We start from the raw sequence: 14,529 nt of genomic DNA, 5'->3' as shown, positions 1-14,529 counted from the left end.
GCTTGCTTCTGAGCAATAGACCTTATTGAACTTGATAATTAGCACGAAGCGGAAACCTGCAAGTATCTTGTCCGTTATCCCTAGACTTTTAATCGCTGAAGATCTCTTAGATACCATTGGTGAAACTTGCTGAGGTCACTCTCCAGTTTCTTAAACGTGTTGTTATAGATCGCATCACTGGTAACAGCACAAGCAGACAAGCCCGCTTCATAGACGAAGCGAGTGGCTATCGGCAACTTCTTCGGGGTGCTGTCCCAGCGATTTTTCAGCCACAGTGTGAGTCCTTCATCAATAGGGGCAACCAGATTAAGTTGCTGTTTTGTGCGAGTAATACCGACATAAAACAACCGACGTTCTTCCTCGATTTCCTGGTCGATCGAAGGGGGGGGGATTGATGTGCGCACGCGGTGAAGATCATCGGTTTTGCCGCCAGGAAATTCCTGCTCATTCAAACCGATCAGTATTACGTTATCCCACTCTAGCCCCTTGGAACCATGTAGTGTGGAAAGGATGAAGGGTTCGCAGTCAGAAGCCACCTCCTCAGGGTTTAGGATAAGTTTTAAAAACGTATGGATATCGATCTTACTGGAGTCAAGTAGTTCCACGATCTTCACGACACCTCGTTGCCGATCGTTTGAACCAGTGCGTGTCACGCCGCCTGAGCCAATACTATCAATGAAACCCACCATGCTAAGGTGTCGTAATGCATCAATAGCTGGTGTTTCCTCTCCGCCATTCTGGCAAATAGTGGCTAGTCTTCCTAGCCGGTCTTTTTGGTATTGTGCGCCGTCGAGTATCTGACCAAGAACAGTCCATAGATCGGCATGTGGAGCCATCAATCCACTGAGCGCCGCTTTAAATTGCCCTTTCTGCCAGTTAATACCAGCCTCCCTCAGAAAGCCGTAGACAATCGCTTGTTTGTTAGGATGGTTTTCAAGTAGCCGCAGATCGCCGTACACAAACAGCAATACGCCGACTACCAGTATTCCGATTTCAGTACGGGTATGTAATGCGCTTGAACCATTGAGGTAGCGATAGGGTAGCCCACATAGGCGTAATGCAATTTCCGCCTCGGCAAGGTTTGCCTTAGTGCGGGACAATATGGCTCGTGTTCCGCTGTTCACAGAAAGGTTTGAGAGCACCTTGGATAAGCAGTTATCAAAGTGCAATCTGACCTCCGTTTTTGGGGTGCTAGGATGACTGACACAAAGCTTGGTCAGTTTAGTGGAATTACGCCGAATTACCGAGTTTGCCATCAAGGAAAGCTCATGGCCAAACCTGAACGTGCATGAAAGTTGAAATACCTTCGTATTCTGGTAATGCTGTTCAAACAGGCCACCGATAAAATCTGGTCGAGCACCTCGCCACTCGTAAATACACTGGTTAACATCACCCACAGCCATAACTGACGTATCCTGCTTGGATAGCAAGCGGGTCATTTCATGCTGTATCCAGTTAACATCCTGATATTCATCAACAATGATGTGTTTGAAGTGGGCACCAAGGCTGTTGTCTTTACGCAACAGTGCAACAGCCTCAACCAAACAGTCATCAAAGGTTCGCAGACAGTTTTCCTCCAACAGCTCACAATAGCGGCTATAAGCGCGAATAAATTCTCGTTTGATGTTGTTGAATGTTGGATCATTAGCTGCATCAACAGGAGTTACTGCCGCAGCGCGCCAACAAGAGATAAACAACTCGAAGGTTTCAATTTCATTGGGGTCGATGTAACTCGCCTCATAGTCAAAACCATAGCGATAGGCTTGCTTAATCAGTTGCTCATATCGGTAGTCCTCGGGTGTGATGAGGTTTTTCTTCTTGATTAGCTGTCGGCGCTCCCCGTAACCAACAATCGTTAAGGCCAAACTGTGGAACGTGCGGATTTCTGGTATCACTCCCGACTTCAGTGCTGTTTTCAATTTCTCAGTGAAGTTCTCCTGGGCAGATTTGTTGTACATCAAAACCAGGATGGAACGAGGGTCCGTCCCCGTTTTTACTAACCTTTCAATGCGCTTGACGAGAGTGGTTGTTTTTCCACTACCCGGTACGGCTTTTACCAACGCATGTCCGGTATCATGGCCAACAATGCATTTTTGCTCCCAAGTCAGTCTTTTTTTCATGCCTTAACCTTGTAACTGGCGCACTGACGGGCCTCTGTGTAAGGAACTATTTTTGCCTTACTTCGACATTGCAGATAGCCATCCTCCCAGCGGTTTGCTTGCTCGCACATAATGCAGTTAGAAAATAACGAATGAGGATCGGCTTGACGGAGAAAAGTTCTTAAGTTATCGGCCAACTCGGCACTTCCTAACGATTTCGGCCATGTGTTGACGTCAGAGTTGATTGTAAGATCCACTTCAGCGAGCCGCATCGTTTGTTCGTTGAGTCGGCCGGAATCGCTTAAGCTCCAAACAGACATAACCACGTTACCTGCGGAGCAGACTCCAGTGCACGTATCAACGGTTTGCGAGGGAGGGGCCCAGTTGAACACTCTCAGAGAAGTATCCTTGATTGAATATGACCCGGTAAGCAACATCTGAATATCGGCGGCAGAGTGAACCTTAAACTCAAGAATCGGGATGCCGGTTTCGATCTTCTCTTGAGAGCAGGGGTGCGTAACAAAAATCTCGACATAACAACGCCTTTCGCCAGCAGCATCACACAACATTATGTCTGGGCGCAGTCCTGTAACCTTATCGTACTTTTCCAATTCCGCCTGATCGAAGAATTGAGTCAAGTTGTAGCGCGCAGGTACGAATTTTAGGCAGTGAAGTGTTTCGTCCCTAACTAATGCCAAACGAGAACCATTACAGGAAACCCGGCGCTCTAGCTCAAGGCTAATAGGCACTTCGTGGCTGAGAGCTTGTTGGTAGCGATAGAAGAATGCTTCTTTGGCGCACTTGTGCAGGTAGGTTTCAACGGCGCAACATTCTTCAGAATGACGGAAGTGCTTAGCATAGTTTTCGCCTAATACTGGCGTGAGGTTTTTTTTACAGCCTGGACAGGTGTAGATACTCGAGCGCAGAGCATCGCTAATGTGCGTGAGTGCGCCTTGGCTGTCTAAGGCGAAGGCGTACTGTATTGAGCTGAATTGACTTGTCATGACTGTAAAGGGTCCCAGAAAATCGCCGCTAAGAACAGGTCTGTGAAACTCATCCTATTTTGAGTCCCTTTATCAGTGATTTGTCAATTTGAGCCTATAACGGGTATTTCTACCGCCTCCACCAGGTTCTTTTTCTAGGCAGTTTTTTTCCAGTAGATCAGTAAGGTGGCGCGTGGCTGTAGATTTGCTCACCTGAGCAATTTTTTGATACTGGCTGGCACTAATGTACGGAAGGCCGTCCTGTGTGTAACCGTCGAGCAAATGGTTCAGTATCATCACCTGTTCAGGGCACAATTGGTCACTAGCGTGTAGCAGCCAGAAGCGGTTTCGAGCAAGCGCATGTGTGCATGATTGTTGGGCCTGTTCCAGCGTGACGTTGAGTGTGTCCAAAAACCAAACCAGCCACTCTGTGACATCCACGCCTCCTCTCTGAGTCTGCTCCAGAGCGCGATAGTAATCGGCTCGGTGTTCGAAAATCATGGTCGACATTGCATACAGAGTGATGCTCTGGTTGTCGGCCTGAGAGAGTGCAAGATCGGTGAGGGCTCGGGCAATCCGTCCGTTACCGTCATCAAACGGATGCAAAGTGACAAACCATATGTGGCTGATGGCGGCCCTTAGTAATGGGTCTAGGCAGGGCTCATCGAGACTGCTTCTGAACCAGTCGACAAATGTCGCCAATGCCTCCTCCAGCCCCTCTCGTGGTGGTGCCTCGAAATGCACGGTTAGTCGATCTCGTGCTCCGGATATCACCTGCATCGGCTCATCACCACGCAGCTGGCCAACACGTATCTGATGCGATCTCCGGTCATCTGCGGGAAAAAGCCAGCGATGCCATTGCAGCAGGCGTTCAAGCGTCAACTGCTCATCGCTGCTAATTGCATCCACAATCATCGCGGCCAGTCCCTCGGATCTAACTGAGGTAGGGTAGGGGGACTGCTCCACTATCCCGAGGCGACATGCCAGAGATGCACGTAACGACTGAGAGTTCAGTTGTTGATTCTCGATAGCCGAGGACGCGACGACATTGGCCAGCAGCGTATCTAGGGCATGTGTCTGATGCGCCAGTGTTGTGTTGTGAGCTGATAAGTGAAGGCCCTGGAGCAACCCCAGATTACGGTGCACTTGGCGTAGCTTTGGCAGTAACTGCCGGTCTTGCCAGCAAAAATGAGGCCAGTTCTCGTGTTGCCAGATCCAGTCTACGGTCATCGATAATCTCGCTGATTTTGTGTCGCGGGCAAGCAGTGCAATGCCAACAATGAGCCGAATTGACACCACATTCGGCTCACGATATGAACCGATAATAGCCCTCATTCGGCTTATTGCACAACTCAGATAACAGAGCCGGGTGTTTAGGGGACTGAAGTGGCATAGTGAATTTGGCCACTTAGTATCAATTCTGTGTAGTTGTTATCTAATTCCAAGACCATACAGTTAAAAAAAAAGAGTAAATAATTCAATACGCTAATAGTAAGTAAAGATAAGACTGGTAAGGACCCGGCAACCTAGCGAGATCGCCTGCTAGGCTGGTACTTTTGTTACCATAAGCAAACAGGCTGCGGAGTGCAGCCTGTTTGTTGAATAGCATTATGTTATTCAGTAGTCCCCCAGTACCTCTAACTTCTCACCGAGGTCAGTAAGCAGACTGCCGAGCAGACTGGATGCCCCAAACCGATAACGATCAACGGATACCCAGTTTGGCCCCATGATCTCATCGGCCATAGCCAAATAGCACGCCGCATCTTCTGCCGTTTTGACTCCTCCAGCGGCTTTAAAACCGACAGTATCCTGAACGCCCATCTCTCGAATGACCTCCAGCATCGCACGTGCACTTTCTGGTGTGGCATTCACCTTGACCTTTCCTGTGGATGTTTTTATAAAATCAGCCCCCGCATTGATCGCGATAGAGGAGGCTAGGCGTATGAGGTGCTCTGACTGTAATTCTCCCGATTCAATGATGACTTTCAGCGTCACCGCGGCAGTCTCGCAGACTTCCTTACAAGCACGGACCAATTCAAATCCAATTTTCTCATTTCCCTTCATTAAGGCTCGATAGGGAAAAACCACATCGACTTCATCGGCACCATAGGCAATTGCTGCACGTGTTTCTGCAACGGCAATCTCGATGTCATCGTTCCCGTTGGGAAAGTTGGTCACGGTCGCAATCCGGATATCAGGTGTGCCCTGTTCTTGCAGAGCTTTGCGTGCAACAGGGATAAAACGGGGGAAGATACAGATGGCGGCGGTGTTGCCAAAACGGGTCTTGGCCTGTTGACAAAGCTCAATGACCTTGGCGTCAGTATCATCCTCGTTGAGGGTGGTGAGATCCATCAAGGTAAGGGCACGAATACTGCTGTTCATACTTCTCTCCAAAAATATAAGGGTGGGACTTCCCACCCTTCTTACTTATTAGTCTTAGGCAATGCCGGTCGTAACTTTGAAGACTTTCGTTTCGTTTGGTGCAAGCTTAATCAGGGTGCCATTCAGATTTGCGGCCTTAAACCCTTCTGGGCGGCAGGTCGCTGGCAGCACAAAGGCCGCGACCTTCTGATCATCATTGTGCAATATCCAGCGGGTGGCATAATTGAACTCAGTGCTACTGAACCGGGTGAGAAAGGTCGTACCATCGGGTGCGGTCATGGTGAATTCCGGCTCGGCGGTATAGCAGTCCAGCTCATCGGCAAAGAACACGATCTCGGGGTCATAACACTCAGGCTGGTTCAAGCAATCCAACGTCACCCGACCATTCTGTATGGCTTGATTGAACACCGTCCATGTCGGTGTTGGTGTTACATGGGCTGGGATTGACTCACGCAAACGCCAGGCTTCAGCCGGGATGTTCTGGCCGAATGTTGCACCCGCCACATAGGCATAATTCATGTGACACATATACTGTAGCGGCATGTTGACCGAGGCCAGATTGGTGACTGACATGGAAATTTCAAAGAGTGCGCTGTCTTTATGCAGGGTAACACTGGGTTCGGCCCGGTAATGATGTCCGAACCCCATCACATACTCGATACGGCCACACAACGTCAGGGTATCCTCCGTCAGTTCTATCCAAGCCTCATCCATGGGAGCGCAGGGCATTTCACCGTGTAATGGATGGGTATCATCCGGTGCTGGGCAACCATTTGCCAACAGTCCCGAATGATAGGCAAAGCATCCATAAGTCCCGATCACTTCGTTCACCGGCTTGGGTTGAGTAAACATATTTTTCATGGTTAGGTTGTGACCATCAAACTCTGCTCCCCATATCATCTGGCCCATCCAAGGCAAAATGATAAGATTCCCCCGTGAGTTCTTGATCTCCAGAGCCTCCACACCACTGGGATAACGACTAGCGGTGACCTGGAATGCGTCGTTTTTAAGGAGCAGATGTGGTAGTTGGGTGAACAACTCACGCCACAATGGGATATTAGTGTTCATAGCAACTCCTTACGCATTGGCACGAGTGGCTGTGGAATCTACGGCAATCTTCATTTTGTGTTCGCCGTAGAAATACATACCGACATAGACAAAGCAGCACATCGAGACCAAGAAGGACGCTTGCAGAGAGCCTACCGTATCGGCAACCAAACCCTGTATGGCAGGCACCACTGCTGCCCCCACGATGGCCATTACAATCACAGCCCCCGCCATCTCTGTGTGCTCATTGTCTACTGTGTCAAGAGTCCCAGCATAAATAGTTGCCCAGCAAGGGCCGAACAGAATCGAGACAAATACCGCCATGTAGACAGCACTAAAGTCCGGAACTAAGGCTACATAAGCTAAGGTGAAGACGCCGATAACAGCGTACAGTGCTAACACTTTTTCCGGGCTGAACTTTGTCATCAAAATGTTGGCTACAAATTTACCGACGAAGAAGCAGATGAAGCTGTACACCATGAAGTTTGACGCATCACGCTCGTTGATATTACCCAGTTCCAAGGCCAGACGGATGGTGAATGACCAAACCGCCACTTGCATACCAACATAAAGGAACTGCGCGATAATACCCTTACGGAAGCGCTTGTTAGTAGACAGGTAGCGCAGAGTGTCGGTAGCGGATGGGCGCTTACGACTAGCCGTTTGCTCAACCTTGCATTTCGGGAACTTGGTTGTAGCGAACAGAATAAACACTACCATCAGCACCATAATCATATATTTATAGGGTTCTAGAGTTTTTTCCAGCATTGCCAACTTGAAGTTGTGCAACTCCGCTCCATTCAGACTCATCATGGTAGCTTCCAAGCTATCACCGTCATGGAACACCAAGTATTTACCTAGCAGGATACCTGCAATGGCACCGATTGGGTAAAATGTCTGACTGATATTAAGGCGCAGTATGGCTGTTTCTTTCGGGCCAATCATGGAGCTATAAGTATTAGCCGCTGTTTCTAGGAAGCTTAGGCCGATCGCGATGGCAAATATGGCTGCAAGAAACATGGTATAGGTAGCCATGTGCGAGGCAGGGAAGAACATCGTACAGCCGCCAATGTAAAGTGTCAGTCCCACAAGGATGGCAAATTTATAGGTGTTCTTTTTAATTACTAGTGACGCTGGGATAGCGATCAGGAAATAACCGCCATAAAAGGCGCTCTGGACCAATGCTGAGGCAAAGTTACTAAGTTCAAACACGCTTTTGAACTGAGTAATAAGAATGTCATTTAAGGATGCCGCGCAGCCCCAAAGTGGGAATAGGCAGGACAGTAAAATAAATTGAAATATTGGTGTTTTATTGAGATAACCGTCTGGTAACTGAATAACTTTGTTCATTTTTTTATGCCTTTTTATTCATGAAGTTGGAGAAAGTCATGGAATTTTTCAATCGATGGATAGGAAGCCTGCGTACCCTTTCCCATCACGCTATAGGCGGCATATAGAGATGCTTTTCTCATGGCGGTTTCAATATCACCGATATTGACATAGTAGTGGGAAAAACAGCCTATAAAAGCGTCGCCAGCACCACTTGTATCAACGGCATTCACGCGGGGAGCCGGGACATGCAATTCGGAATCCTGAGTCATCCAGAGTGACCCTTGCTGGCCAAGAGTGACAATGATGTTCTTTAATCCCTTGTTTATCAGTGTCTTGGCCGCATTTCTCACATTGTCTATACTGTTGATCGCCATGCCTGTCATGATCTCTAGTTCTGATTCATTAGGCACAAAGAAATCACACTTACAGGCATAGTTAATATCGAGGTTTTTCAAGGCTGGTGCAGGATTAAGCAAAACCTGGATGCCATGCTTATTGCCAAATTCGATTGCGTGATATACCGTCTCTAGCTTTATTTCTAGTTGAAGTACAATTAATTTACAGCGTTTCAGATCCTCGGCTGCTCTATCGATATCTTCTGGTAAGAGATAGTTGTTGGCACCTTTAATAATCAGAATGCTGTTGCTCGAGCTAGGATTGACAAAGATCGGTGCAACACCACTACTAGTGCCTTTTACTTTTTCTACATACTTTGTTTCGATACCAAATGATTCCAAGTTACGTATTGTATTATCAGCAAAGACATCATCGCCAACTTTAGTTAGCATCATGACATTCGAGCCCAGCTTTGCTGCTGCAACAGCTTGATTTGCACCCTTACCACCACATCCTAATTTGAAATCTGGTGCCTCAAGTGTTTCCCCTTCTTTTGGCATTGTATGGGTGTACGTGATCAGGTCGACCATATTTGAGCCAATAACAGCGATCATTTTTTTCTCTCTAAATATATTAATGTTCAACACGTAAAAATCTTATCAGAATAAGGATGTCGTCTTTAGTGATGGAACTCACAAACAAAGCAATTGAAAAAGAAAATGGAGATATGTGAAATTGCTGATAATCCATTGTTGCAAAAGATATATGGGAATAAATTAATTAACATAAATAAACGAAATGGCTACAAATAATTAAATAAAGAGACGCTTTTATATTTAAATAGGTTCTCTTTTCATCTCACAGTAACTCAACTCGAACATATTCAGCTTTATTTAGGCTTTGTTCCGGTGTTGTTTTCCAAATCAGAGTGACCTGAATTGAACTTATGGTGGAGACGGTGATCTGATCACCAAATCCCTCTTCAAATCAGTATCATGGTCAAGTCGCTTCACGCCATATCCAACTGGTCACAGTACAACCGTTCCCTGGTCAAACGCGGCTCGCTGTTTGTGCCGCTGTGTGTACCCGACTACAGCTGCGTCAACAATCGCGCCAGTACAGTGAAGGTGGTATACCGCCAGCCACCCAAGGGCAAGGTTACCGATTTGGTTATCGATTCCACCGGCTTGAAAGTGTTTGGCTAGGGCGAATGGAAGGTCAGAAAGCATGGCTATGACAAGCGCCGGGTCTGGCGCAAATTGCATCTGGCGGTGGACACGGCGACCCACGACATCGTGGCAGCCGAGGCCTCGTTGGAAAATGTTCATGATGCAGAGGTGTTGCCGACCCTGTTCAATCCGCTAAGCCGAGCCCTTGGGACCGTGTATGCTGATGGCGCATATGACTCCAAGGCCTGTTATGAACTGGTAAAACGTAAAGGAGCCAGGGTCTGTATTCCGCCGCGCAAGAATGCCGGTCTGTGGGAAGAGGGGCATCCACGTAATGAAGCGGTTCTGGTCATACGCAAGGAGGGGTTGACCCACTGGAAGCAGCAGTCCGGGTATCATCGGCGCTCATTGGCCGAGACGGCGACGTATAGGTTCAAAAAATTGATGACGGGAAAAATCAGTCTACGTCACTACAACGGACAAGTGGGAGAGATCATGGCCTACGTGTGTGCGATTAACAAACTGAATGCCCTTGGTCTGCCGGTTAGAAAGCCTCCAAGTATAGCTATCACCTAGGGCTGGGGAAGTTGTGGCCTAATGGCTGATTTGGGCAAACGCCCTTTGTTCCCTAAATCGATGTTTCTCGAATTGACCATTCTGAGAGCGCTGTGATCTGATCACCACCAATCCCTTCAAGCCGCTATCATGGGTAAATCGCATCAACCCATCACTAACTAGCCTCAATACAACAAGCGCGTTATTTAGCGTCGCTCACTCACATTTGGATTGACGCAGAGGCCATGGATAAGTGGTACCACTCTGACCATAACTGGTGACGTGACCATTGCCAGTACACTGGCCAGACTACCTATACATTCCGATGTTCAAGGGGATGTTTGCCTCCTTACGCTGCAAGCAACTCAGGGGCTACTGGATTCCCTATTCAAGCTGATTGATCCGAGAAGAGATGCATAGGAGCAAATTTTGATGTTTCTGCACTGGCTAACTCATAACACCCCCTCCCTCTTGGACTACTCCGTCTAGTAGGTTATGATTTGTCTTGGCTGACCGGCCAGACTTTCGCACGAGTCAAAATGGTTACTACTCTCAAGCGACATGATCTCAACCTCAAATCCTCACCTTGGATGGATTAAACGTGCGATGTATACCCCAGGGTAGGACTAGGAGATTGGATCATGACCATCAAAGCGTTCGTCCACACAACCCAGCTTGAGCTCAACGATGTACTAGGCATCTCCCTCAAACGTAGTCATATCTACGAGATGATTGCTGCGGCCTATGGCTACAGTACTTACGCGTCATTGCAAGCTGATGCGATTCTGCTCAGTAATACGAAATGGCAGGTTGCGTTGGATGTAAGTGCAATTGAGGCTAGAGCTAATATTCTGGGTATTAGTATTCCTGAGCTTATCGCTCAGAAGTTGGCCACATCGTTAGTGCAGGCGGGTATTATAAGCCTACGCGTAAAAGAGATTTTGAGGAATCGCCTAAACGACGATTACATTACTCAGCTTTATATTAAGAGTAATCAACTTCCTCCTAATTCGACTACTGCTAGCCGCTTTAGCTCCTCAGACCATTATGCTGGGGAATTAATGAGTATGTTTAAACAGAATGAATTTAATTCGCCATTAGTACACCAGGGATTGGTCCAGTTAAGTGCATTTGCAGACCGAAATGCTTCATCGTTCCCACAATACGAGCTTCATCAAGAGTTTTATAAACTGGCTGGTGAGTTTAATGATACAGATGTAGGCGGATTAGTTGATAATGATAGAGAACGATACTCGCTTTGGCTCCAGCACTTGAAAAAATCAGCTATGAGATTTGACATAGAGGCTATAGAGTTATTGTCAACCTATCGGCTTGATGTTTCTTTATATATGAATGAATTAAAAGACTACACGTATCATGAAAATGTAGCAGTCAAATGCGAAGATGCTGGGTATATGCAACATGCATATTACTGGTGGATTAGAGCTGCATTACAAGGGTCTATTAACGCAATGCACAAGTTGATTAGCAACTATGAAAAAGAAGACTTATATCGTTGTTGGATATGGGTACTTCTTGCAGAGTGTATTGGGTATGATCTCCTAAATGAGGTCGATACATCCACAACTTATGATATGCATGCGGGTAGTGACAAGCATACATTCACTATCCAAGGGCAGACTTTTCCTGCACTGACATTACCAGCTCTAGAGATGGTCTTGCATCACAAGGCTCAGCGAGTCGTAGATAAGCTATGTCAAGAACATTTTGATGATGGAATCGTATTTGAAGATCACGGCTCATATGACTAAGGCGGAATTAACTAGAAAGGATATTTTTTATCTTTTGTGTTGAGTTTTTATTTGTAATCGACAGCTGTCGACAGTGTGAGAGGCGTGTTAAAACGTGAAAATAATCGTTGCCTCTCACGCACTACATTTAGATCTTGCTGAGTTAGGTGTGCTAATTACTTTAATAAAAGATAATTCACTCAAAAGATGAGTGTTGACACACTATATTCTAGTAATTTCTTATTGTAAGTGCAATTTTCTTCCTTTAAGGAAAGCTAGCTCGAAGGAATTAAAAATCTGGATTATCTTCGCTGCGAAGCAGCGGAATGTTGAAATTCTTAAATTCTTAAATTTTTTAATTGTTCTCAATAATAGTAAATGGACAGTTTTTCGATTTTTTCAAGTGGGGTAAATGAAAAAAGTTAGAAAAAAGATGAGGTTGGTTGTTTTTGAAGCGTTCTTAAGGGGGGCTAGCCTATCAGCTACCTCGCTCTAGGTGCACACCCCATGTTGGATTCGTCCTACAAGTACTATCACAGCCTTAGCTCCTAAAGCTGTCGACAGCACCTCTGCTGGCCGTTTACCACCTAAGCCCCAGGCTGGACGATGTAACCATGACATTGCTCTGACGGTATTGTTTCTGTGGAGGGAGAGAACAGCTTCGAGTGCCTGTACAACGCCGTATACCCTGGCACCCTGCGAGATTGATAGGGGAGTCTCAATCCTCAGCTTGCGAGCAACAGTGCTCCGGCTAATGCCTGCTAAGCGGCATATCAAACCTGAGTCTGTGTTCATCAATTCAGCTAGTCGATGAATGATGCCAGGAGCTACGCCAGCTATGATCCAGAGATGTGCACTCAGTGGATCTTGAGGGATGTTGAGAGTCGTCATAAGGGTGGGGGCTGAACTAGCCAGCGTACTGGGTTGATAAACTGAAAGTGACATATTTTACTGTTCCCATATTGACAATGATTTGTTCTCATCATCGTACTCGATGTTCAGATTTTCTGACAGTTACCTCACTGGTTATAATTGTAGATGTTGCTGATATGGAGGGCACTCGCCCCCTCCATTAGCGAATGAGCGAACTGAATCATGTTCATGGCCTATACCTGAAATATGGCCTCATTCAGCAAATCCATTTCAAGAAAATAATAGCTTTATATTCAAGCTACAGCATTTCTTTAAGCCAAAAAATTTGCTCTGCATTTAGTTGGTTTTGGTCACCCAAATCTTTCATTTCTTGTACGAAAGTAGAGAGTTCATCTTTTATATTCTTCTTTATACATCTCCTAACATAGCTTGCATATAGGCTATTAACAGATGGAGGGAAATTTGTTTCCTGTTGCACCTTTATAGCTGCATTAGAATTTGTTGCACTCCTTAACTTTTCTCTTGTGGCTTTGCTGATGTTATTGTCAATATAGTAATCCATCAGCGTTTGGAGGCTGTGTCCAGTGATCTTGGATAAATCTTGAATAGGCACTCCACTTTCTAGTGCTTTTTTGGCAAAAGTATGTCTGGCATCATATAATCGGCCTATCTTAGGAAAATTAAACTCTTTTTTAACTGCCTGCCAAGTTTTCTGATAAAGGCTCGAAGTTACATGGGGGGCCTTTGCGTCGCGACAACAAGGAAACATTAACTCACCCTCTCGATCACTCAAGCTTTTTAGAATTTTGTATTTCGCTACATAATTCCAGTATGAGTCTGACTCAATAGCAACAATGCGTGCAGCCTTGTTTTTACTAATGTGCTCAGGAATACGTATGGTTCTATCATTAATATTAAAGTTGTTACTTGTGTTTCTATATATTTCAGAGTTTCTTGCCCCGCATAGGAACATGGTTGCAACTATAATCTTGGAATCCCCACCACCTGGAGTGTCTTCATTAAAAATAAATTCCACGACTTCATTTGTGGGGTCAGTATATGTTGTGACAGGCCTCTTAGGGTTTCTGGGGAACAGAAAAATATGCCTATCAATTTTATTCTTTGGTAAATAGGTGCACGTAACACACATATTAAACAAGCTATTTAATAAGGAATAGTATTTCCTCATTGTTTCTGATGTTATTGGCGTTTCTTTGTTCTGCCAATACTTTTTGAATATTACTGGATGATCTTCATTAAATTCAGATAGCTTTAGGTCTAACCATGGTTCAAAGGCAGATGAGATTTCCCTTATTGTTTTGTCGGTAACAGGGCTTAATGAATTTCTCTTGTTTGATTTATTTTCACGGTCGTTTTTATAATGCTCTAAAAGATATGTTCTCAATGTAAAAGACTGATATTTCCACTTTTCTGGATTAATCTTTTCAGCATCACTAACTAATCTCTTAAACTCTTCCTTAGCCTGTGTAACGCTAAAAAAACCTTTTTGGTAATGTCCACTTTTAGTGCGAGGCGTCCAATTGCCAATTTTCTGCCTCCGATTTTTATCGTAAACAATATAGAATGTCTTAACACTGTTTCCGATTCTTAGTTTTAATCTTGGTTTGTTCTTTTCATTATATTTTTCATCGTCAGAACTATAGTGCGTTAATTCAACACATTTATTTTTATCATTAATAAATGGAAGACTATCTATGTACTGGTCTTTAAAGGTAAATGAGAATTTCCCTTTAATTATGGCCGCAGGGTGACCCTGGAGCAGCGTCTTAAGATCGAACTCTTCTTTGCGTATGGATGTAGCCGGATTTTTGGGAGCCATTGGGTACCACCGAAAAATGTTCTATTGAGACATTATAGCGGCAAAATAGCGCAAAAGTAGAGTTGAATGGCGTGAATAGCTCTTAAATAGCGCAAAACAGGCATCGATTGCGCCGCTCACAAAACAAGCAGTCTGGTTGTTTATGAATGCTTTTTGAGCTAT

Annotated in this window: 10 protein-coding genes and 1 pseudogene; 2 read left to right on the top strand and 9 right to left on the bottom strand. The window is 45.5% G+C overall.

What is annotated here, in order from left to right; all coding sequences use genetic code 11:
- Positions 1 to 80 precede the first annotated feature (80 nt).
- From BN1117_RS08530 to rbsK, 7 genes are all read right to left on the bottom strand, one after another.
- Positions 81 to 2,120, bottom strand: coding sequence for an ATP-dependent helicase (locus BN1117_RS08530; protein WP_040096536.1), 2,040 nt, complete (start codon positions 2,118 to 2,120; stop codon positions 81 to 83).
- Entirely contained in the window at positions 2,117 to 3,103 is a 987-nt protein-coding gene (locus BN1117_RS08525; RefSeq protein ID WP_040096534.1) for a competence protein CoiA family protein, read from the bottom strand. Before BN1117_RS08525 ends, BN1117_RS08530 begins: the two co-directional genes overlap by 4 nt.
- A gap of 72 nt (positions 3,104 to 3,175) precedes the next feature.
- Positions 3,176 to 4,312: a Fic family protein gene (locus BN1117_RS08520; RefSeq protein WP_040096532.1), complete on the bottom strand. Its 1,137-nt coding sequence runs from the start codon at positions 4,310 to 4,312 to the stop codon at positions 3,176 to 3,178.
- 387 nt (positions 4,313 to 4,699) lie between these two features.
- Positions 4,700 to 5,464: a deoxyribose-phosphate aldolase gene (deoC, locus tag BN1117_RS08515; protein WP_040096530.1), complete on the bottom strand. Its 765-nt coding sequence runs from the start codon at positions 5,462 to 5,464 to the stop codon at positions 4,700 to 4,702.
- Between the two features lie 54 nt (positions 5,465 to 5,518).
- Complete coding sequence (locus BN1117_RS08510) at positions 5,519 to 6,532, bottom strand: aldose 1-epimerase family protein (protein ID WP_040096528.1); 1,014 nt, start codon at positions 6,530 to 6,532, stop codon at positions 5,519 to 5,521.
- Between the two features lie 9 nt (positions 6,533 to 6,541).
- Positions 6,542 to 7,861 (bottom strand): L-fucose:H+ symporter permease, encoded by a 1,320-nt coding sequence (gene fucP, locus BN1117_RS08505; protein WP_040096526.1) that lies wholly within the window; start codon positions 7,859 to 7,861, stop codon positions 6,542 to 6,544.
- Positions 7,862 to 7,875: 14 nt separating this feature from the next.
- Positions 7,876 to 8,793 carry a ribokinase gene (rbsK, locus tag BN1117_RS08500; protein WP_040096525.1) on the bottom strand — a complete coding sequence of 306 codons (918 nt, stop codon included), beginning with the start codon at positions 8,791 to 8,793 and terminating at the stop codon, positions 7,876 to 7,878.
- Positions 8,794 to 9,174: 381 nt separating this feature from the next.
- Here rbsK and BN1117_RS08495 point away from each other — a divergent pair.
- Positions 9,175 to 9,924 (top strand): annotated as a pseudogene (locus BN1117_RS08495) (IS5 family transposase).
- Between the two features lie 620 nt (positions 9,925 to 10,544).
- A complete protein-coding gene (locus BN1117_RS08490) occupies positions 10,545 to 11,675 on the top strand; it encodes a hypothetical protein (RefSeq protein WP_040096523.1) in 1,131 nt (376 codons plus the stop codon).
- Between the two features lie 471 nt (positions 11,676 to 12,146).
- Here the strand turns inward: BN1117_RS08490 and BN1117_RS18975 are convergent, their stop codons facing one another.
- Both BN1117_RS18975 and BN1117_RS08485 read right to left on the bottom strand, forming a co-directional pair.
- Positions 12,147 to 12,545 (bottom strand): antitoxin Xre/MbcA/ParS toxin-binding domain-containing protein, encoded by a 399-nt coding sequence (locus tag BN1117_RS18975; RefSeq protein WP_244463530.1) that lies wholly within the window; start codon positions 12,543 to 12,545, stop codon positions 12,147 to 12,149.
- A 280-nt stretch (positions 12,546 to 12,825) separates the two neighbouring features.
- On the bottom strand, positions 12,826 to 14,367 hold the full coding sequence (locus tag BN1117_RS08485; protein ID WP_040096521.1) for a tyrosine-type recombinase/integrase: 1,542 nt from the start codon (positions 14,365 to 14,367) through the stop codon (positions 12,826 to 12,828).
- Positions 14,368 to 14,529 lie beyond the last annotated feature (162 nt).

Origin of the sequence: Aeromonas australiensis, from assembly GCF_000819725.1 — a bacterium.
GTDB lineage: Bacteria > Pseudomonadota > Gammaproteobacteria > Enterobacterales > Aeromonadaceae > Aeromonas > Aeromonas australiensis.
This window is presented reverse-complemented; position numbering and strand designations above follow the sequence as displayed.